At 67.5% G+C, this 18,883-nt stretch carries 16 protein-coding genes, 1 tRNA gene and 1 pseudogene; 12 read left to right on the top strand and 6 right to left on the bottom strand.

Going from position 1 to position 18,883, the window contains the following annotated elements; genetic code table 11:
- The coding region (locus AB0M46_RS47240) for a helix-turn-helix domain-containing protein (RefSeq protein WP_363347525.1) at window positions 1-285 on the bottom strand (285 nt) is incomplete at its 3' end.
- An 89-nt stretch (window positions 286-374) separates the two neighbouring features.
- Between AB0M46_RS47240 and AB0M46_RS47245 the strand changes: the two genes are divergently transcribed.
- The 5 genes from AB0M46_RS47245 to AB0M46_RS47265 are packed head-to-tail and all read left to right on the top strand — an operon-like array spanning window position 375 to window position 6,704.
- Window positions 375-2,675, top strand: a complete 2,301-nt coding sequence (locus AB0M46_RS47245) for a hypothetical protein (protein WP_363347498.1) — start codon at window positions 375-377, stop codon at window positions 2,673-2,675.
- 60 nt (window positions 2,676-2,735) lie between these two features.
- Complete coding sequence (locus tag AB0M46_RS47250) at window positions 2,736-3,776, top strand: alpha/beta hydrolase (RefSeq protein WP_363347500.1); 1,041 nt, start codon at window positions 2,736-2,738, stop codon at window positions 3,774-3,776.
- A gap of 6 nt (window positions 3,777-3,782) precedes the next feature.
- A complete protein-coding gene (locus tag AB0M46_RS47255; RefSeq protein ID WP_363347502.1) occupies window positions 3,783-4,643 on the top strand; it encodes a DUF3152 domain-containing protein in 861 nt (286 codons plus the stop codon).
- Between the two features lie 41 nt (window positions 4,644-4,684).
- A complete protein-coding gene (gene moeZ / locus AB0M46_RS47260; protein WP_363347504.1) occupies window positions 4,685-5,863 on the top strand; it encodes an adenylyltransferase/sulfurtransferase MoeZ in 1,179 nt (392 codons plus the stop codon).
- A gap of 43 nt (window positions 5,864-5,906) precedes the next feature.
- Window positions 5,907-6,704 (top strand): squalene--hopene cyclase, encoded by a 798-nt coding sequence (locus AB0M46_RS47265; RefSeq protein ID WP_363347506.1) that lies wholly within the window; start codon window positions 5,907-5,909, stop codon window positions 6,702-6,704.
- 42 nt (window positions 6,705-6,746) lie between these two features.
- On the opposite strand, the gene AB0M46_RS47270 is transcribed toward AB0M46_RS47265, so the two are convergent.
- The gene (locus AB0M46_RS47270; RefSeq protein WP_363347508.1) at window positions 6,747-7,241 is read right to left on the bottom strand and encodes a YajQ family cyclic di-GMP-binding protein; all 495 of its coding nucleotides are present in this window, start codon (window positions 7,239-7,241) and stop codon (window positions 6,747-6,749) included.
- A gap of 102 nt (window positions 7,242-7,343) precedes the next feature.
- On the opposite strand from AB0M46_RS47270, the gene AB0M46_RS47275 reads away from it, so the two are divergent.
- Window positions 7,344-7,424 (top strand) — tRNA-Tyr (locus tag AB0M46_RS47275).
- A 133-nt stretch (window positions 7,425-7,557) separates the two neighbouring features.
- Here AB0M46_RS47275 and AB0M46_RS47280 read toward each other — a convergent pair.
- The gene (locus AB0M46_RS47280; RefSeq protein ID WP_363347510.1) at window positions 7,558-8,091 is read right to left on the bottom strand and encodes a hypothetical protein; all 534 of its coding nucleotides are present in this window, start codon (window positions 8,089-8,091) and stop codon (window positions 7,558-7,560) included.
- 8 nt (window positions 8,092-8,099) lie between these two features.
- On the opposite strand from AB0M46_RS47280, the gene AB0M46_RS47285 reads away from it, so the two are divergent.
- The 5 genes from AB0M46_RS47285 to AB0M46_RS47305 all read left to right on the top strand — a co-directional run bounded on the left by AB0M46_RS47285 (window position 8,100) and on the right by AB0M46_RS47305 (window position 12,816).
- Window positions 8,100-8,438, top strand: coding sequence for a hypothetical protein (locus tag AB0M46_RS47285; protein WP_363347512.1), 339 nt, complete (start codon window positions 8,100-8,102; stop codon window positions 8,436-8,438).
- A complete protein-coding gene (locus tag AB0M46_RS47290; RefSeq protein ID WP_363347513.1) occupies window positions 8,435-9,163 on the top strand; it encodes a hypothetical protein in 729 nt (242 codons plus the stop codon). Before AB0M46_RS47285 ends, AB0M46_RS47290 begins: the two co-directional genes overlap by 4 nt.
- 30 nt (window positions 9,164-9,193) lie before the next feature.
- On the top strand, window positions 9,194-11,143 hold the full coding sequence (locus AB0M46_RS47295) for a DUF3987 domain-containing protein (protein WP_363347515.1): 1,950 nt from the start codon (window positions 9,194-9,196) through the stop codon (window positions 11,141-11,143).
- A gap of 315 nt (window positions 11,144-11,458) precedes the next feature.
- Window positions 11,459-11,650 (top strand): excisionase, encoded by a 192-nt coding sequence (locus AB0M46_RS47300; protein ID WP_350543319.1) that lies wholly within the window; start codon window positions 11,459-11,461, stop codon window positions 11,648-11,650.
- Entirely contained in the window at window positions 11,647-12,816 is a 1,170-nt protein-coding gene (locus AB0M46_RS47305) for a hypothetical protein (RefSeq protein WP_363347517.1), read from the top strand. The genes AB0M46_RS47300 and AB0M46_RS47305 overlap by 4 nt, the downstream gene beginning before the upstream one ends.
- Here the strand turns inward: AB0M46_RS47305 and AB0M46_RS47310 are convergent.
- A complete protein-coding gene (locus AB0M46_RS47310) occupies window positions 12,813-13,985 on the bottom strand; it encodes a hypothetical protein (protein WP_363347519.1) in 1,173 nt (390 codons plus the stop codon). The two genes, AB0M46_RS47305 and AB0M46_RS47310, sit on opposite strands and share 4 nt — an antisense overlap.
- 1,292 nt (window positions 13,986-15,277) lie before the next feature.
- Here AB0M46_RS47310 and AB0M46_RS47315 point away from each other — a divergent pair.
- Window positions 15,278-16,804 carry a PIN domain-containing protein gene (locus AB0M46_RS47315; RefSeq protein ID WP_363347521.1) on the top strand — a complete coding sequence of 509 codons (1,527 nt, stop codon included), beginning with the start codon at window positions 15,278-15,280 and terminating at the stop codon, window positions 16,802-16,804.
- Between the two features lie 614 nt (window positions 16,805-17,418).
- Here the strand turns inward: AB0M46_RS47315 and AB0M46_RS47320 are convergent.
- A pseudogene (locus AB0M46_RS47320) lies at window positions 17,419-17,691 on the bottom strand (integrase); the annotation flags it as partial.
- A gap of 600 nt (window positions 17,692-18,291) precedes the next feature.
- On the bottom strand, window positions 18,292-18,883 hold a 592-nt coding region (locus tag AB0M46_RS47325; protein WP_363347523.1), incomplete at its 5' end, for a hypothetical protein.

The following is an 18,883-nucleotide window of genomic DNA, read 5'->3' on the forward strand; positions in this document are numbered from 1 at the left end:
CTTGTTGTCGGTCGTCGCCTCCATCGCCGAGCGCACCCGCGACACCATGGCGTCACAGTGCGTGTCGAGCAGGGCGAGGTACAGCTCGAGCTTGCCCGGGAAGTGCTGGTACAACACAGGCTTGGACACGCCGGCGCGCTCGGCGATGTCGTCCATCGCCGCCGCGTGGTAGCCCTGTGCCACGAAGACCTGCTGCGCCGCGGCGAGCAGTTGCTTGCGCCGCGCCGACCGGGGCAGCCGCACGGGCCGACCGGCCGATTGCGTGCCGCTCATCGCCGAGGTCATGTTCACCATCCGGATTTGGGTCGAGATTGCAACTTACCCCCTTTCCAGCCACACGGTAGCCTCACCTAGGGGCGACGGAGGAGCGTGCGGTGGACGAAGCGGGGCAAGCGGGTAGCCCGGACGCGGCTGGCGCGTACCCTGGCTCGGGCCCGGGCCTGAACCGAGGTCGGGCGGGGCGCCCGGACCCGCAGGTCAACGGGGCCGCTGGGCCCACCGACGACGCTCTCGAGGCGATCGTCTCCGCCTGGCGCGAGCCGGCCACCGGCGCGATCGCCGGCCGGGCCGTCGTCAATGGGAACGGCAACGGCGTCAATGGAAATGGCACCAATGGCAACGGGATCAACGGCAACGGGATCAACGGCAACGGCGGCTCGCGCGGGCGCGCCGAGGTGCGCAGTCCGTATTCCGACATGTTGGCCCCGATGAGCCCGCCGGTCTCGGCGCCGCCGCCGCCTCAGCCGCCAACCTCGACGCTGCACTACGGCCACTACGGGCCGGACGGGCAGGGATGGCCCACCTCCAGCCAGACCGGCGAGTCCAAGAGCGTCCCGGCCACGCCCCCGCCGGGCACCGTCTACGGGGCGATGCCGATCGAGAACTCGGGCGAGATGCGCCGCCCGGTGTCCGCGCAGCCCGCCTTCGAGGCCGGGCCGCCGCCGCAGCGCCCCTATGACCAGAAGCCGTACGAGTACGAGCAGCCGCAGTACGAGCAGGCGCCCTCCGCCCTCGACCGGATCGCCGAGCAGCAGGCCGGGCAGTCCGAGTGGGGCTACAGGTACCGGCAGTACCAGCAGGGCCAGCAGCAGTTCCACCAGGAACAACAGTTCCAGCAGGAGCAGCAGTACCAGCAGGAGCAGCAGTACCACCCGGAACAGCAGTACCAGCAGGAGCAGCAGTACCAGCAGGAGCAGCAGTTCCAGCAGGGCCAGCAGCAGTTCCGCCAGGAGCAGCCGTACCAGCAGGAGCACCCCTACCAGGCCGAGCCCGCCGCGGAGCAGCAGTATCAGCCCTACCCGCAGGAACAGCCGGCTTATCCGCAGGAACAGCCGGCCTACCAGCAGGAGCAGCCCGCCTATCAGCCGCAGGGCCCCGCCTACCAGCCGGAGCAGCGGCCCTACCAGCCCGAGCAGCGGCACTGGGCCCCCGAGCCGGCGCAGCCCGAGTTCGACTGGGCCGCCCCGACGCACTCGCCCGTCCAGCACGAGCCCGAGGTGCCGCGCCCGGCCACGGTACCGCTGCCGGAGCCCACCCCGCCCCAGCCGCCGCCCGTCCCGGCCCAGCGCATGCCGGAGAACGATCCGCTGGTCGGGCCCCTGCCGCCGGTCCTGCTCGGCTCGGCCAGCGCGATGGCGCCCGCCGAGCCCGTCATGCCGACCTTCGCCGACGACATGCCGCAGCCGGAGTTCGACGCGCTCGAGCTGCCCCAGCGCGTGCCGTCCGAGCCGGACGTGCCGCCGGTGCCCGCGGTCGAGCCGCAGCCCGTCGCGGTCGGCGCCCCCGAGCTCACCCGGATCACCAACAAGCTGCGCGAGGACGAGGAGGGCCGGCCCGAGAGCCCGGACGATCGCCCCGACGGATTCGACGTGCAGGGCGTGCTGCAGGCGGTGCGGACCGTCTCCGGGGTGCACAAGGCGACCCTGATAGAGAACGCCGACGGCCGGCACACGCTGCGCCTGGAGCTGGCCGACGAGGCCGACGCCGGGCAGGTCAGCCGGATCGTCGCGCGCATGCTCAACGACACCATGGGGCTGTCGGCCGAGCAGAACCCGCTCCTGCCCGACGAGGTGGCACCCGCGCCCGCGCCGGCGCCGGCCGACGAGTCGGTCGCGGCCGTGATGCCGCCCCGCCCGCCGTCGCGGCCGCACAGCGCCCTGCCCGGGTACGGTCGCGAGGCCCGCCGCCGTCGCCCGGTCAGCAGCGGCGCGCGCCGGCCCACCGAGCCGAAGGCCCCCGCGCTGACCCCCAACCCGGGCGCGATCGTGTCGCCGCGGGTCGTCATCGAGTCGGTCGACGTCAACACGCAGGGCATCGACGCCACCGTCGAGGTGCGCCTGACCGCCGACAACCAGCCGGCCATCGGCGTGGCCAGCGGACCCAACTTCGACGGCTACATGCTGAAGCTGGCCGCCCTGGCCGCCGCCTCCGCCGTCGACCAGCTGCTCGTCGACTCCGACGCCACCATCCGGGCGCGCTGCTACGTCGAGCACGCCGCCGTGGTCGCTCTCGGCGGGTGCGAGGTCGCGGTCGTCGTGCTGCTCCTGATGTACGACGGCTTCGTGGAACAGCTGACCGGCTCCGCGGTGGTGTCTGGCGACGGCGACTCCCGCCAGGCCGTGGTCCGCGCGACGATGGCCGCCGTGAACCGCCGGCTGGAGGCCCTGCTCCCCTGACCAAGGGCGGAAGCGCGACAAGATCGCGTGGAGTTCGCCTGGCCGGGGCACACTTGGGTCATGAAGCGAGCGTCTCTTGTCCCGGGGTTCACCGTCCCGACACCTGAGCAACTGCCGGAGCGATGGCCGGGACGAGAGGTCGAGCTCGACGGATCGGTCGCGTACGTCCGCGACACCCCGTCCGAGCGGCCCGGCGCCGAGCCCGCGCTCTACGTCCACGGCCTCGGCGGCTCGTCGACCAACTGGACCGACCTGGCCGGCATCCTGGCCGCCCGCACCGACGGGGTCGCCCTGGACGGGCAGGCCATCGACCTGCCGGGCTTCGGCTACAGCGGCCGGGCCCGCAGCTACAGCCTCGACGCGATGTCGCAGCACGTCATCCGCTGGATCGAGCACAGCGACCGCGGCCCGGTCCACCTGTTCGGCAACTCGATGGGCGGCGCCGTGAGCGTCAAGGCGGCCGCAAAACGCCCCGACCTGATCCGCTCGCTGACGCTGATCTCGCCGGCGATGCCGTTCCTCGACCCGCGCCGCTCCCTGCAGGGGCGGATCGTGCCGTTCCTGCTGCTGCCCAACGCGGCGCGGCTGGCCGGGCGCCGGATGGCGGCGATGGACCCCGAGGAGCTCGCCGCCATGGTGATCGACTCCTGCTACGCCGACCCGGCCCGCTACCCGGAGCAGCGGCGGCTGGAGGCGATCGAGGAGGCGCGCCTGCGCCATCAGGTGCCGTGGTACGCCGAGGCCTACGTCGGCAGCCTCCGTGGCCTGGTCGGCAGCTTCCTGCGGGCGTACCTGCCGGGCGAGGGCTCCATCTGGCGGTCTGCCGCCCGGATCAGCGCGCCGACCCTGGTCATCGCCGGGCGGCAGGACAGGCTCGTGGACATCCGCACGGCTCCGCAGGTCGCCCAGCTGATCCCGGACAGCCGGCTGATGATGCTCGAGGGCGTCGGCCACGTCGCCCAGATGGAGGTGCCCCGCTCGGTCGCCCGCGCGGTCTTCGGCCTGCTGGACGAGGTCGCCGCGGCGGCGGGGGCGCCGGTTGCGGTACAGGTGCAGGAGGCGGTCCGCCCGCGCGTCGCCAGGGTGCGCATGGCAAGCTGAACATCGATGGCGAGCCGGCTGATCAGCGACCGCCGGCGGGAGCCGGAGCCACTGCCGAGCGACCTGACGGCCGCCCGCGACATGGTGCGGGCCGCCCGCCACCGCCGCCGCGAGGAGGCCCGCCGCCGCCGGTACACGGTGGCCGGCGTGATGGCCTTCGCCGGGCTCGTCGCGATCCTCGGCATGGGCCGCCAGATGCTCTTCGCCGACGACGCGCCGCCGGTCGCCGCGCCGGCGCGCAGCGAGAGGCCGATGCTGGTCCCGCCGTCGCAGCCGGCCAGCCCGCCGCCGGAGGCCGGGCCGGCCAAGGGCGACGGGACGTTCGCCTTCGCCACCACCGCCGGGCCGATCGCCGGGGCGGCGGGGGCGCTGAAGAAGTACCGCGTGGCCGTCGAGAACGGCTCCGGCCAGCAGGCCGACGCGTTCGCCGCCGCGGTCGAGAAGACCTACGCCGACCCGCGCGGGTGGACCGCCGGCGGCGACCTGCGGCTGCAGCGGGTGGCCGGGGAGGGCGCCGCGGACTTCACGGTTTTCCTGGCCACGCCCGCCACCTCCGAGGCGATGTGCGCGACGGCCGGGTTGCACACCGACGGCTACACCTCCTGCCGCGTCACCGGCAAGGTCATCATCAACCTCGCCCGCTGGCTGACCGCGATTCCCGAGTACGGCGCGCCGGTGGCCGACTACCAGACGTACGTCGTCAATCACGAAACCGGCCACGAACTCGGCGGCGGTCACGAGGCCTGCCCCGGGGAGGGGCAGGCGGCGCCCGTCATGATGCAGCAGACCTACGGGCTCAAGGGCTGCGTGGCGAACTCCTGGCCCTACGTGGACGGCAAGCGGTACACCGGACCCAAAGTGCCGTAGCTCACTCGGGTTTGGCACCCCGGCGCGGCAGAATGAGAACCATGTCGTTGCCTCCTCTGGTCGAACCCGCCGCCGACCTGTCGGTGGACGAGGTCCGCCGCTATTCGCGTCATCTGATCATCCCCGACGTCGGGGTGGCCGGGCAGAAGCGACTCAAGAACGCCAAGGTGCTGTGTGTCGGCGCGGGCGGCCTCGGGTCCCCCGCCCTGATGTACCTGGCGGCCGCGGGCGTCGGCACGCTCGGCATCATCGAGTTCGACACCGTGGACGAGTCCAACCTGCAGCGCCAGATCATCCACGGCCAGTCGGACATCGGCCGGCCGAAGGCGGAGTCGGCGCGCGACTCGGTGCTGGAGATCAACCCGTACGTCAACGTCGTGCTGCACAACGAGGCGCTCAGCAACGACAACGTCCTGGAGATCTTCGCGCAGTACGACCTCATCATCGACGGCACCGACAACTTCGCGACGCGCTACATGGTCAACGACGCCGCGGTGCTGCTCGGCAAGCCCTACGTGTGGGGCTCGATCTACCGCTTCGACGGCCAGGCGTCGGTCTTCTGGGCCGAGCACGGCCCCTGCTACCGCTGCCTCTACCCCGAGCCGCCCCCGCCCGGCATGGTCCCCTCCTGCGCCGAGGGCGGCGTGCTCGGCGTCCTGTGCGCGTCGATCGGCGCGATCCAGGTCACCGAGGCGATCAAGCTCCTCACCGGCGTCGGCGAGACGCTGCTGGGCCGCCTGATGGTGTACGACGCCCTGGAGATGGAGTACCGCAAGATCAAGCTGCGCAAGGACCCGAACTGCGCGATCTGCGGCGAGAACCCCACCGTCACCGGCCTCATCGACTACGACGACTTCTGCGGCGCGGTCTCCGACGAGGCCCAGGCCGCCACGATCGGTTCCACGATCACGGCGACCGAGCTCAAGGAGTGGCAGGACTCCGGCAAGCCGATCGAGCTCATCGACGTGCGCGAGCCGGCCGAGTGGGAGATCGTCCGGGTGCCCGGCGCGCGGCTCGTCCCGAAGGGCGAGATCCTCAACGGCAACGCCCTCTCGGGCCTTCCTCAGGACAAGCAGATCGTTCTGTACTGCAAGAGCGGCGTCCGCTCGGCCGAGGCGCTCGCCGCCGTCAAGGCCGCCGGCTTCAAGGACGCCGTCCACGTGCAGGGCGGGGTGGTCTCCTGGGTGAAGACCGTCGACCCCTCACTGCCGGTCTACTAAGCGGATCACCCGAGCGAGGCGGGCAGGCGGTACGGTACGCCCCATGGTGGACCTTGACGCCGCGATCGGTTACGTCGTCGCCCATGGCGACGCCGTGGACCGCGCCCGCCTCGCCTGGCTGCGCACCGGCCAGACGCCCCCGCCCGACATCCTGGACAAGGCCGAGGTCGGGCAGGCGTCGACGGGGGGCTGGCCGGCGTACTGGGGCGCCCACGTGGCCTCGGTCGACGCCACCTGCTTCCGTCTCGGGGAACTGGACGACCTCGGCGCCATCGACCGCCCGGCCGCCCGCAAGGCCCTGCACTGGCTCGGCGAGAGCCAGCGCCCCGACGGCATGTGGGAAGAGGACGAGTCCCTGGCCGGCGTCGCCCCGCCGTGGGCCCAGCCGGGCGACGACGAGGCCCGCCTGTTCCTCACCACCAGCGCCGCCTTCTGGCTGATCGTCGGCGGCCCCACCCCGGGCGACGAGGACGAGCACGCGGCCCGCATCGCAAGGGCGGCGGAGGCGTTCAGGGCGTCGCTGCGCCCTGACGGATCATGGCCCTCGTTCCTGGTGACCGGTTGGCTGGGCTGCGCCGTCCTGTACCACCTGGGGTGGTTCTACGAGTCCGCCCAGATCCAGGTCGCCCTGGCCGACCGCGTCCCGAACATGACCGGCGCCGACACCGCCTGGCTCTTCGCCTCCCTGCGCCGCGTAGGCATGTCGACGGACGACTGGCTCCTGAGCGCCGCCCGCCGCCGCCTGTGGGAAACCCAGCGCAGCGACGGCGGCTGGAACAGCGACGACGGCGACCAGTTCAACGTCCACACCACCCTGACCGCCATCCGAGCCCTGCGCTGAACGCGGCCCCAGCCTTTCGGTTGGGGCCGTGTGGCGATCGTCTCAGCGGTAGTTGGTGAACTGCAGGGCGATGCCGAAGTCCTCCTGCTTGAGCAGGGCGATGACGGCCTGCAGGTCGTCCCTCTTCTTGCCGGTCACCCGCAGCTGGTCGCCCTGGATCTGCGCCTGGACGCCCTTCGGCCCCTCGTCGCGGATCTTCTTCGAGATCGCCTTGGCCTTGTCCGACTCGATCCCCTGCACAATCCGCGCGTCGATCTTGTAGGTCTTCCCCGACGCCCGGGCCTCGCCCGCATCGAGGGACTTGAGCGAGATGTTCCGCTTGACCAGCTTCTCCTTGAAAACCTCGAGCGCGGCCACCACCCGCTCCTCGGTCTCCGCCTGAAGCGCGACCGTCTCCTCCCCGGCCCACTTGATCTCAGCCCCGGTGCCGCGGAAGTCGAACCGCTGCGCAAGCTCCTTCTCGGCCTGGTTGAGCGCGTTGTCGACCTCCTGCCGGTCGACCTTGCTGACGATGTCGAACGAGGGTGCCGAAGCCATGGCAGACGCCTCCTGCTTGCTACCTGGATACACGGTTGTGGGCGTGCCGAGGGTACCCGTTTGCATTGCCCCCGGGTCCTACCGCTATTCTGGCTTCCGCCAGGCGGGTTGCCCGAGCGGCCAATGGGAGCGGACTGTAAATCCGTCGCGAAAGCTACAGAGGTTCGAATCCTCTACCCGCCACAGGCAGCAAAAAGAGGCCCGTGACCAGGGAAAACCCCGGTCACGGGCCTCTTGCTTCGGTCCCACTACGTCTCACCCGAACCAGCCGAAGCTCACCAGTCGCGGCAAATACGCGGCAAAGTTTCCGCCATGATCAGGCCGCGCCCGGCGGTTCAGCCTCCTCGGTGTCGCCCTGGTCGTCGGCCTCGCCCTCCGGGGCGGGGTCGAGGCCCAGGGCTAGGGCGATGCGGTTGAGCGCGGTGGCCGTCTCCCCGTCGAGGCACTTGGCGTAGACCTCCAGGAGCACCTTGACGCTGTTGCCCGCCCAATCGGCTACCTGGGTCGGCGGCACACCAGCGTTGAGCCACGTCGACAGGCAAGCGTGCCGCAGGTCGTACGGCCGCTTGGCGAGCAACGAGCGCTGTTGGGCGGGCGTGAGGACCTTCTCGCGGGCCTTCCGCCATGCTGTCGTGTACGTGTTGTTCGGGATCGGCTGTCCGAGGGTGGGGACGTAGCGCCCCCAGGGACCGCGCCGCGTGACGAACAACCGCCCGTTGTCCGCAGGTGGGTACTCGGCGATGTGCCGGACGAGCATGTCGGCGAGCGGTGGCGCCACGGGGACCGGGCGGGTGGCCATCTTGGCGCGGTGCTTCAGCCCGCGATCCTCGTTGACTCGACCGCGCCTCACTGGCGAGCGTGGCCGAGGCGGGCGGTATCCCGGTGCTGCACCTCGGCCAGGTCGACGCGCTGACCGCCGTCGAGGCGTTCCCGGCCGTATGGGTCCGGGTGCTGCTGTGGTGCCCCCGCGCCATGACGGCGCAGCGCTCGGCGGCGCGCGGCGACACCGATGCGGGCGCGCGGCTCGCCGCGTGGGATGAAACCCAACGGGACCTTGGGGAGCACCCGACCGGGTTTGACCTGGCCATCCGCACCGACCGCGTGACGCCCTTGGAAGCGGCGCGGTCGGTTCACGCCGTGGTCGTGAGCGGAAGCCGCGGGCGTACCGCGCCGAGTTCGGAGGTGATGGCGGCGTGACGGTCGCGCGGGTGATGGTCCCGGTGCTGACCCTGATGAACGCGAACGGCAGTGTCGATGAGGGCGCGTGCTCGGCGTATGCGGAGCGGGCCGGGGCGACGTGGCTTGACCTGTTCCTCGTCTCGGGCACGATCGGGGGCGGGGAGAGCAGCACGCCTACCGTGCGGCGCCGTGTCTTGGAGTTGTGGGCCGCGCGGGTGCCGAAGGATCGGCTCTTGGCCTGTGTGTGGGCCCCGGACGACCTGGCCCATGCCGCTGACTGTGGGGTGCGGCCGATCGTCGTGCTCCGGGACCTGGCCGACGCCGCCGCGATGCACAGCGTGCTCGCCGAGCTGCCCGCCGACGCGTTCGTGTACAGCCACCCCAACTACACGCCGACCACCTTCACGCCAGCAGTCGCCGAGACGGCGAGACGAGCCGGCATGCAGCCAGCGGGCGGCAAGATTTGCAAGGTCAGCCTTGATGACGTGCGGGACCTGCGCGCCGCCACGGGCGACGGTTTCCAGCTCTACGACGGCCGCTGCCGACACGTCGCCGAAAGCGTCCGGGCCGGTGCGGCGCTGATGTGCGACGAGCGCGGCGTGCCCTGTCACCTGGTGTGCGCGCAAGCCGAGGCGGACGCGCCGACCGAGCACCGCAGCACCGGCGATGACGGCCTGGCCGTCGTGGTTGACCTGCCGATCGCGCCGGTCATCGACCTGTCTACCCGTCGCCGGATCGCATGATCCGTGACCGTTTTGCCTGAGGAGCGATCCATGAGTCGAACGACGCACGATTTGGCCGCTGAGCAGGCCGTGATCGGTGCGGTCCTGCTCGCCCCGGACGTGCTCGGCGACCTGGCCGTCACGCTCGCGCCGAGCGACTTCCACCGCCCGGACCACGCCGCGTTGTGGGAAACGCTGCTGAACCTGCACGCGGCCGGACGCCCGATCGACGCCGTGGCCGTGGCCGCGTACCTCGCCGAGGTGGGCGACCTGGCCAAGTTGGGCGGTGCCGCCTACCTGCACACCCTGATGCAGGCCGTGCCGAGCGTCGCCAACGCCGGGCACTACGCCGCGATCGTGGCCGACCACGCCCGGCGCCGTCAGGTGGTCGACCTCGGCGCCCAGCTCGCCAACCTGGCAGCCTCCGGCGCCGACGTGACCGACGTGGTAGCCGCCGGGCGGGCGATGCTCGACACCGCCACGGCGGGCGGGTGGCCGACGCTGATCCCGATCGGCACGGGACGGCACCTGCCCACCTTCCCGGCCGAGGTGCTGCCCGACTGGGTCGCCGAGATGGTCTACGCCGTCGCGGAGTTCACCCAAACCCCGCTCGACCTGCCCGGCAGCATCGCGCTCGCCGCGCTGTCCACAGCCGCCGGTGGCCGCGCCGAGGTGGAGGTGCGCGGCTCATGGCGGGAACCAACCAACCTGTTCACGGTCGTCGTGCTGCCGCCCGGCTCCCGCAAGTCGGCGGTGTTCTCCGCGATGACCGGACCGCTGCTCGGCGCTGAGCGGGCGCTGGTGGAGCGGACCAAGCCGGTCATCGTGGAAGCGGAGCTCGCGGCCAAGGTCGCCGGGAAAGCCGCCGAACGGGCCGCGAACGCCGCCGCGAACGCCGACGCGTCCGGCCGTGACACGCTCCTCGCGGAGGCCACCGCCGCCGCGATGCAAGCCGAGGCGGTCACCGTACCCGTGCTGCCGCAGTTGGTCGCCGACGACGTGACCAGCGAAGCCGCAGCATCCCTGCTCGCCGCGCAGGGTGGCCGCCTGGCGGTGCTGTCACCGGAAGGCGGCATCTTCGCCACCATCGCCGGGCGGTACTCCGGTACCCCGAACCTGGAGGTGTTCCTCAAGGGCCACGCCGGGGACATGATGCGCATCGGCCGGCAGAGCCGCGACGCCGAGCACGTCGAGAAACCGGCGCTCACGTTGGGCCTGGCCGTGCAGCCTGACGTGCTGCGCGACATCGCGAGCATGCCCGGCTTCCGTGGCCTCGGGCTGCTCGCCCGGATCCTGTTCTCCCTGCCGGAGAACACGGTCGGGCGTCGCAAGGTCGGCGCCGACCCGGTGCCCGCCAACGTCGCCACCGCGTACACGGAGAACCTGTCCGCGCTGGTGCTGTCCCTGGCGGAGTGGACCGACCCGGCTGTGCTGCTGCTCACCGCCGAAGCCAACGAGCGCGTGTTGGACATTGAGCGCAGCGTTGAGCCGCGTCTCGCGCCGGGCGGGGCGTGGGGTCACATCGTGGACTGGGGCAGCAAGTACACCGGCGCCGTGGTCCGGCTCGCCGGGCTGATCCACCTCGCCGAGCACCTGCGCGACGGGTGGGGCAAGCCGATCGGCGCCGACATCATCGACCGGGCCGCGATGCTCGGCGAGTTCTTCGCCGCGCACGCCCTAGCCGCATTCGACGACATGGGCGCCGACCCGGCCACCCGCAACGCCCGCACCGTCCTGGCCTGGATCGAACGCACCGGTACCACCGCTTTCACCAAGCGGGAGCTGTTCCGCGCGGTCAAGAGCGCTCAGCTCGCCACCGTCGCCGATCTCGATCCGGCGCTTGACGTGCTCGACGCGCACGGCTACCTGCGCCAACTGGAGGCACCGGCGCGCACTGCCAAGGGCGGACGGCCACCGTCGCCGAGCTACCTCGTGCACCCCGATGTGCACCGCCCGGCCGCGACCGTCCACCCGATCAACGGCGCGCGGCGCGTCGCCTGATGCCCCTGACAGAACTGACAGAACTGACACAACCCCATCCCGGCCGAGGTTCTGTCAGTTCTGTCATCCGCATCTCCCGGCGCTCAACGGCCCACGCCAGTCGACAGGCCGACCGCCTCAGAGCCCCTCAGACCGACTGACGCTTAGGAAGACATCGACATGCGTAAGATCTTGCCTCTGCGGCCCTCTCAGGCCCCCTCCCAAACGTCCGTAGACGTTTCGTCCGCCCGCGATCAGCCGGAGGACCCCCCGTGCTCGGCGGGTGGTCAGCGTCGATCTCAGCGCGCCGCACGCATCGACCAGGAGGCGCGATCCGTGAGCCGTCGAGAGTTCCTGACCCTTGCCGACTTCCTTGCCGAGCTGGACGTGCCGAAGTCGACGTTCTTCCGCTGGAAGGCGATCGGCGAGGCACCCCGCACCTACAAGTTGCCGAATGGGCAACTCCGCATCCGCCGCACGGACTTTGACGCATGGCTGGCCAGCCGAGAGGAGCCGCAGGCTGCATGACGACCTTCGACGTTCGGATCTGGGGAATCCGCGAGCACAAGGGTAAGGACCGCAAGACCGGCAAGCCCCGCAGTACGTACCGCCTGCGGTGGCTCGTGGCTGGTGAGGAGTTCGGCGAGTCGTTCCAGACGCGAGCACTCGCGGAGAGCTACCGCTCCCTACTGATCGTGGCGCAGCGGGAAGGAGTGGCGTTCGACGAGGCCAGCGGCCTGCCGGAGCCGATGGCCCGCGCGTTGCGCACGAAGTCCTGGTACCAGCACGCCACGGAGTACGTCGACATGAAGTGGCCGCACGCCTCGCCGAACCATCGCAAGGGCATCGCCGAGACGCTGGCTACGGTCACGCCCGCGCTGCTGGCGAGCGACCGTGGGGTGCCCGACGACAAGACGATGCGCGCTGCGCTGTACGGCTACGCCTTCAACACCATGGCGCGAACCGCTGGGCCGCCGCCGGCCAAACTGGCGGGCGCGGTCGCGTGGGTGCAGGCGAACACCGTCAACCTGTCGGCGCTTACCGATGCGGCACTGGTCCGGAAGGTGCTCGACACGCTCGCGCTGAAGATGGACGGCACGCCCGCCGAGGCCTCGACCGTCACCCGGAAGCGCGCGGTGTTCTCCAACGCGCTGCGGTACGCCGTGGAGCTGCGCCTCCTCGACGTTCACCCGCTCTCGCTGGTGAGCTGGTCGGCGCCCAAGAAGGACGAGAGCGTCGACCGTGCGGTGGTCGCCAACCCGAAGCAGGCCGCCGCGCTGCTAGCAGAGGTTGCCAAGGCCAGCCCGGAGCTGGAGGCGTTCTTCGGCTGCATGTACTACGCCGGGCTGCGGCCAGAGGAAGTGCTCCACCTCACAGATGACGAGTACGAGCGGCCGCCCAAGGAGGGAGCGTGGGGGTGGCTGCACCTCTCGGGGGCGACGGTGGCCAGCGGCCGAGGCTGGAACGACGAGGCCGACCGGCGTTGTTGCCGTACCGCTTTGTATGCTGCCGCCAGATTTGCCTGCCAGATCCGATACGGATGCGTTGCAGCGCACCATCAATCGTACGCAAGCGCTTATCGACAGCACTGGCGCCGGGGCGGCCCGAATCACCATGCTGACCGATGCGCTGCGGCCGAGGCTGTCGGCGTGACCTCCGAGCGAGCGGAGCCACGCCGATCGCGAACGAACTAGTTGTCACGGTGCTCAAAGCTCTTGCCGCGAATTCTGCGCAGTTTTGACTGGGCTGTCCGCAAAAGTTGCCCGTAGTTCTCCTTGATGGCGGGATAGTACGTCGCCCATTTCTTATATACCCATATGTTGGCAAGAAGCATCCGAGGTTTCGTTTGAGCCAGATTCTTTTCGACGATGTCTTCCAAGTCCGTACGGGCCAACTGGACGTCCTTGACAAAAGAGGGTCGCTTGAAAACCTCGATATCTGTGCCGTCTCCACTCAACACAACGCCTACCGACAGTCCCTCAGTGGCCTGTTCTGGGATTCGGTTGACGCTGAGTTCGTGAGCGTTCCAGCGGACGAAGCCATCCGATCTGACCGGAGTTTCCTCTCCCTGATACCGAACCTGCACGCCGACTATCGTTGACTTCGGCCATCTCAACACCAATGGCACGCGAAAGCGCGAGCCATGCTCACTTGAATCATCTTTGATCGAGAAAGCTGCGAAATGCGGGTTGGTGGCGCGCCTCCCTTCAAGGGTTGCACCCAACTGTCGAATGTTGGCCTCTTTATAGGTTCTAAAGAGCGGGCCGAGGAGGATCATGACCTGTGGCCATTCACTCGGCATCGCAGGATGAACGATAGACTCCACGTGGAGCTTGTAAGTGTTGTTTCTATCATGTATCAGGGGTAGGTAAAGCAATTCTTCGACGCCGGCGATCCGTGCACTTACGTGAGGCTCGGCAGGTACCCCATCTACTACGACTAGCATGGTGACTTGATCGCCAGGGTTGAGGAGTATGGGAGCAAACGACATCTCGCCTCCCTCGATGGCAAGACCGTCGACTCCGTCAAGCACATCGGAACGGTTCCAGCTAATTACGCCTTGGCAAACCCAAGATTGCTCCGAGAATCGGACCCTGATTGGACCGCCGAAATCGCTGGGCTTTATTGGCGCTCTGCCGGTGTTCTCTATTCGGAGAACATGGAGTACGGGATAGGCCAGTTGTTGACCCGCGACATCCAATGTCATCTGGTCAACGAGGTATTGCGGAAACGCCCACGATACGAGCGGCATGCTGTTGCCCGTATAGTGCAGCCGCTTAAAGCTCGTGCTGATCTGACTTTTCCACGTGACGTAGCCTATGTAGGCGGCGACGATGGCGACTAGTGTGCCTATAAGCTCCATCTTCCGTCCTCCAGGATGTCCTTAGCTAACCCAGCCGTGACAGCTGACCTAATAAGTCAAGAGCCAGCCGATGGCGTGCTTGTCGTACGCAGAATCGCGCATCGCACATTGTCGTTGACATGTGGGCGGAACGCTAGGTCCGGCGGGATTCCTCCGACCGGCTGCACAGCCAGTCATACAGCCGAACGCCTCATCCGCCGCCGACCACCACAGACACGAGCCCGCTGCTGGCGTAGACGCCGCGGGCGGGCCGCCCCGCGCTAGCGTGCGACTCTTGGTCTGCGGCTCAGACCGCCGTCGCGAGACTCCCAGAGTGAGTCGTCGCCGCACGGCAGACCCTCGTCACAGAGCCGGACCACGCGCGGAGTGTCCTCAGACGGATCATTGACAGCCGGCAGCACACCGGCGGACCGGACAGATGTGTCGGCGTGTCCCTCGTCACCGTTCCCCCAACGTGCCTAAGTGGCCGATCACCGGCAAGTATCGGAAGAGGTTCAAGCAGCTCAGAACCGTAGTCATAGGGCGAGTCCAACTCGCCCTACGGAGGCACGAGCGCAGGTTCGACTCTGTCTCGGGCGTGCCAGATCCGTGCCAGATCGGTCAGTGAATCGAGGGGCGTGGCGGGGAATCGCGGGGAAGTTCCAGCCAGTCAGCGCCCTGAGTCGGTGGCAGGTCGGGCGGCGTTGCCGACACAGTCCTGGCAGTGTGGGGGTCATGGGTTTCGAGTCCCCTCGGCTCCACCCATTTGGAAGCACGACAAACGCCCTGGTTATCGCGGCAGCCGCGACGCCAGGGCGTTCATCGTTTCAGGGGTCAAGCGGCCCGCGTGCCACTTGCGTGCCACATCAGGCGCTGATCTTGCTTCCCGCCTCCTCGATCAGGGCGTCGAGGGCGGCCGCGATGGCGTGATCGCGATTCGCGGGTGGCGTGCTGGTAGATCATGGCCGCTCGGGTGCTGGAGTGGCCGACGTGAGTCGCGCCGCGCTGGACCTCGGCTGGATACCACGCTACTTAACGCTGAGTGAAATTATCGCGGACGCTTGGGGCCTGGGGACGGAGTAACGTCATAGCCCACTCGGCGCAGGTGCATTGTTACCTGGCGCAGAAGAAGAGGATGCCGTGAAGCATCCCGGCGCGGTATAGATATGTCCAGTTTTGCGAATTTCTACACACTTTGTAACCGGGGTCCGACCCGTAAGGGCGATAGTTTGCTGCCGATAATCGGATGGCTGGCGTCCATACCTCATGGCATCCTTGCTGTACGCATCCATGTCACCAGATAGGCAGCAGCAGTGGCTGAGTTCAGTGACGGCTTTCTCCCGTTGATTCCACCTGATCGGGAGCGGACGGTGCAGGTCTTGAAGTCGGGCCTGGTGGTCGTAGATACCAATGTTCTCCTGGATGCGTATCGCTATACTCAGGCAGCCAGGCTGGAATTGTTCTCAGCCCTCAAGGCGCTCGGCGACAGGCTGTGGATTCCTCACCAGGTTGCGCTGGAGTTCCATCGCAACCGGCTGAATGTAATTGCATCCCATGGTGATGCGTATAGCGAAGTTGCCAAGGCGGTCGCGGAATTCAGAAAAAGTTACGATGCCGCGGCGGTGCAGCAATTGCGTAAGTTCATCAATCGAGTGGCGCTCAATGAGGACGCCGCTGCCGAGCTTCTGGAGACTGCCAGTTCGGTCGGTGTTGCACTGGGCAAGTTGACTGAGCGAATTAACGAGTTGCAAGCCGCTCACGGTGTTTCGGATCGGTTCCTGCGCAGCGACCCTGTCCTTGAGGAACTGCAGACGCTGTTTTCTGGTCGTGTTGGTGAGCCACTGCCGCCGGAGGAAATGGAAGTCGCTCGCCAAGAGGCAGAGGAGCGCGTCCGCACGGGCAGGCCACCTGGTTTCAAAGACGCATCCAAGGATGATCCATGCGGCGATTACCTTCTTTGGCATCAAAGCTTGCTAGAGGCAAAGCGTCGCGCATTGCCGTTTATCCTCGTTACTCGGGATGGTAAGGCTGATTGGTTTCTTGAGATCCGGGGTAAATCTGTGGGTGCTCTGCCTGAGCTAGTAAAGGAGGCTTTCGCGTTTACTGGCGCCGACTTTATTGCTCTTGAAACCAAAACCTTTTTGATCTATGCGCAGTCTGAATTCAATGCGCAAGTCAGTGTCGCAACGTTGGCGCAAACTGATGCAATACGATCTAATGCCAAAAGGCGGAAGGATGCGTTTGTTCACTTCCCCCCGGCGGCTGTCGATGAACTCAAGATCGTCCTGGAGCGCGAATTGGAGGCGCATCAAAGGGCGCGCGAAACTTTGCGGGCTAGAATCGACTTCCTGCGAACTGTTCAGCGCAGCGAAACCTCGGAATCGGGCAGTGTTGGCAAGGAGGTTGAAACGCGCGACCTGCACCATGAGGAGATGACCCTAACTAACCTGGAATATGCCACGCATACTTATGCTGAATTACTTCACGTGCTGTCGCTGCCTGATCATGATCACGGCAGCGAAGTGGTGGCGTTCCCCCTTTTGCCGAGCCAGATAGACATGATACGCCAAGTTGAAAATAGCGTCGGCCGGAAATTTATCCCCCGTGATCCCGACTTTTGGCGCCGCAAGTCTGCCGCAGATCTGAAGGATGCACTTAGAGCGGGTGATATGTCACTCGATAAGCTGAGCATTTTTGAGATGAGAACGATCTTGAGGGATGCAAAAATGCTTCCGCTCGGTGCGGTTACGGGATCTTGGTTGCGTAAGCAGGTTCTAGCTCTATTGGCGGCAGAGGAGTCCGGTGGTGAACCTGCAGATTCGGTGCCGGACGCCGAATGACCCCGTTATGCCGTCCCAGCCGCAGGAGGAGGTTGGATTGGATGGGAGCTGGCGTGCCGCATCCGTGCCACTACGCAAAGTTGACTGCGGTGTGGAGCGGGGACTCACGGGCAACGGCCGGATCCTCTTGCCGCTGACCTGCGTGCCCGTCGCCGACGGTCTCAAGGTCGGTCCTGGCAGTGTGGGGGTCAGGGGGTTCGAGTCCCCTCGGCTCGACCCGTCTGAAAGCACGACTAGCGCCCTGGTCACCGCGTTGCGCGGAAGACCAGGGCGCTGATCATTTCGGGGCTAACCGTGGCGCCCGGCGTTGGCCGGCACGAATGGCCATCCACCGACGAAGATGAGGCGCGCGACATGCCTCGCGGTCACGGCGCGGCAACGGCTCCGGCGCACCGAGTGTTTATGCAGGTCAAGGCCGAAGTAATCTTGTGACTGTAAATCCGTCGCGAAAGCTACAGAGGTTCGAATCCTCTACCCGCCACTGGCAGTACAGAGAGGCCCGCGACCAGGGGAAACTCCGGTCGCGGGCCTCTCTCGTCGGTCCCACTGCGTCTCACCCGGGACAGGCGGATCTCACCCGTCGCGACCAATACGCGACCACGTTTGCGGGCGGGTCAGGCGGCAGCCTTGTCCTCGGCGCCCTGTTCGAGGCCCAGCGCGAGCCCGATGCGGTACAGCGCGGCCCCCGTTCCCCCGTCCAGGCACTTCGCGTAGACGTCCAGCAGCACCTTGACGCTGTTGCCTGCCCATTCGGCGACCTGGGTAGCCGGTACGCCAGCGGTCAGCCACGTCGACAGGCAAGCGTGACGCAGGTCGTAGGGACGCTTCGCGAGCGCCGAACGCACCTGAGCGGGCGTGAGGACCTTCTCGCGAGCCTTCCGCCACGCCTCAGCCCGGCGTAGTACATGCAGCCGAAGAACGCCTCCAGCTCGGGGCTCTCACCCGCCACGGCGCCCAGCAGAGCAGCGGCCTGCTTCGGGTTGGCAATGACGGCCCGACGTCGAAGTGCCCCGCGGCGCCGTCGCGGCGGGTGCGGGCGGCACCGAAGTCGACCACCTCGGCGTTCGTGCTCGTCCTTGTCCCAGTCGAGTCCGTTCGGGTGGCCCGATCTGGCTCATGGCTCGTCATGCTGAGAACGTCTCCTGACTCATTGTGGAAGGACGGGAATCGGTGCGCGGCCGGGTTCCTGGGGCGTGAGGCGGCCAGGCGCAGCCACTCGTGGTCAGCGTGGATATTAGGTGCGCGAGGGCCGCACCCATGCCCAGCACGGCGACAGCAGACAGGCGACCACGATGGTGATCTGCCACGGGCGTGGCGTGATGCCGGCGGTGGTCAGCAGGTAGTGGCGACCTACCCGAGGCCGCCGAAGATGAGCGACCCGATTGCGGACCATCGGGCGAACATAGAGGTACTCCAGTGGTTGGCGACGCCAGGTAAGCCCGAGCCGCTCCGCACTCACGTTCACCACTGCGAATAAACAGATGCCTTCACCAGTCGCCGACAGGCTCTGGGACGACCACAGGCGAACTCAACTTATCGATGTCTAGCCAGTATGTGTTACGTAGCCGCGTGTAGTCAAAATCTTTTCCTTGCGGCGCCCGACGAACAACCAGAAGATTTCGATCACATAGATCCTTTGTTGCGCGAGTCCACGTGTCCTCGGAGAAGCCGTACCTGGCCTTTTGGGCTGTAGTCAACCACGGTGGGTCATTTTCGGCCCTATTACTTCGCATGTCCCGAAAAACGAAAAGAAATGCCACCGAATACCCGCACAGCTCATAGATCCAGCGGTTCCCCCAGAAGCCAACGGGGATATTTACCCACCAATCCCCCCTCCAGCTGTATTTCGCACCGTTTCCTGATGGACTCTGGAGAACAACTCGGGGAGGAAGTCCGGGGTTCCGCTGCAACTCGACGAGCTTTGCGCTCTGAAGCCAGTTGAGGGCGTCAGCGATGCGGCGAGCGCCGTTCGTTTCTGGATCAGGAAGCGCAAGCAACTCGGCCCATCTCCTCGACGGTACGTTCTGGATGTCGTAAGGAGGACGCGCCGCGAGCATGGTCATCGTGATGTACAGCTTC

The sequence above is a fragment of the Dactylosporangium sp. NPDC051485 genome, assembly GCF_040682015.1.
Classification (GTDB): domain Bacteria; phylum Actinomycetota; class Actinomycetes; order Mycobacteriales; family Micromonosporaceae; genus Dactylosporangium.

Coding starts and splice junctions, on each gene's coding strand:
- AB0M46_RS47255 (WP_363347502.1), top strand. CDS start 3,783: ATGGCGAGCCGGCTGATCAGCGACCGCCGGCGGGAGCCGGAGCCACTG.
- moeZ (WP_363347504.1), top strand. CDS start 4,685: ATGTCGTTGCCTCCTCTGGTCGAACCCGCCGCCGACCTGTCGGTGGAC.
- AB0M46_RS47305 (WP_363347517.1), top strand. CDS start 11,647: ATGACGACCTTCGACGTTCGGATCTGGGGAATCCGCGAGCACAAGGGT.
- AB0M46_RS47270 (WP_363347508.1), bottom strand. CDS start 7,241: ATGGCTTCGGCACCCTCGTTCGACATCGTCAGCAAGGTCGACCGGCAG.
- AB0M46_RS47250 (WP_363347500.1), top strand. CDS start 2,736: ATGAAGCGAGCGTCTCTTGTCCCGGGGTTCACCGTCCCGACACCTGAG.
- AB0M46_RS47295 (WP_363347515.1), top strand. CDS start 9,194: ATGAGTCGAACGACGCACGATTTGGCCGCTGAGCAGGCCGTGATCGGT.
- AB0M46_RS47310 (WP_363347519.1), bottom strand. CDS start 13,985: ATGGAGCTTATAGGCACACTAGTCGCCATCGTCGCCGCCTACATAGGC.
- AB0M46_RS47265 (WP_363347506.1), top strand. CDS start 5,907: ATGGTGGACCTTGACGCCGCGATCGGTTACGTCGTCGCCCATGGCGAC.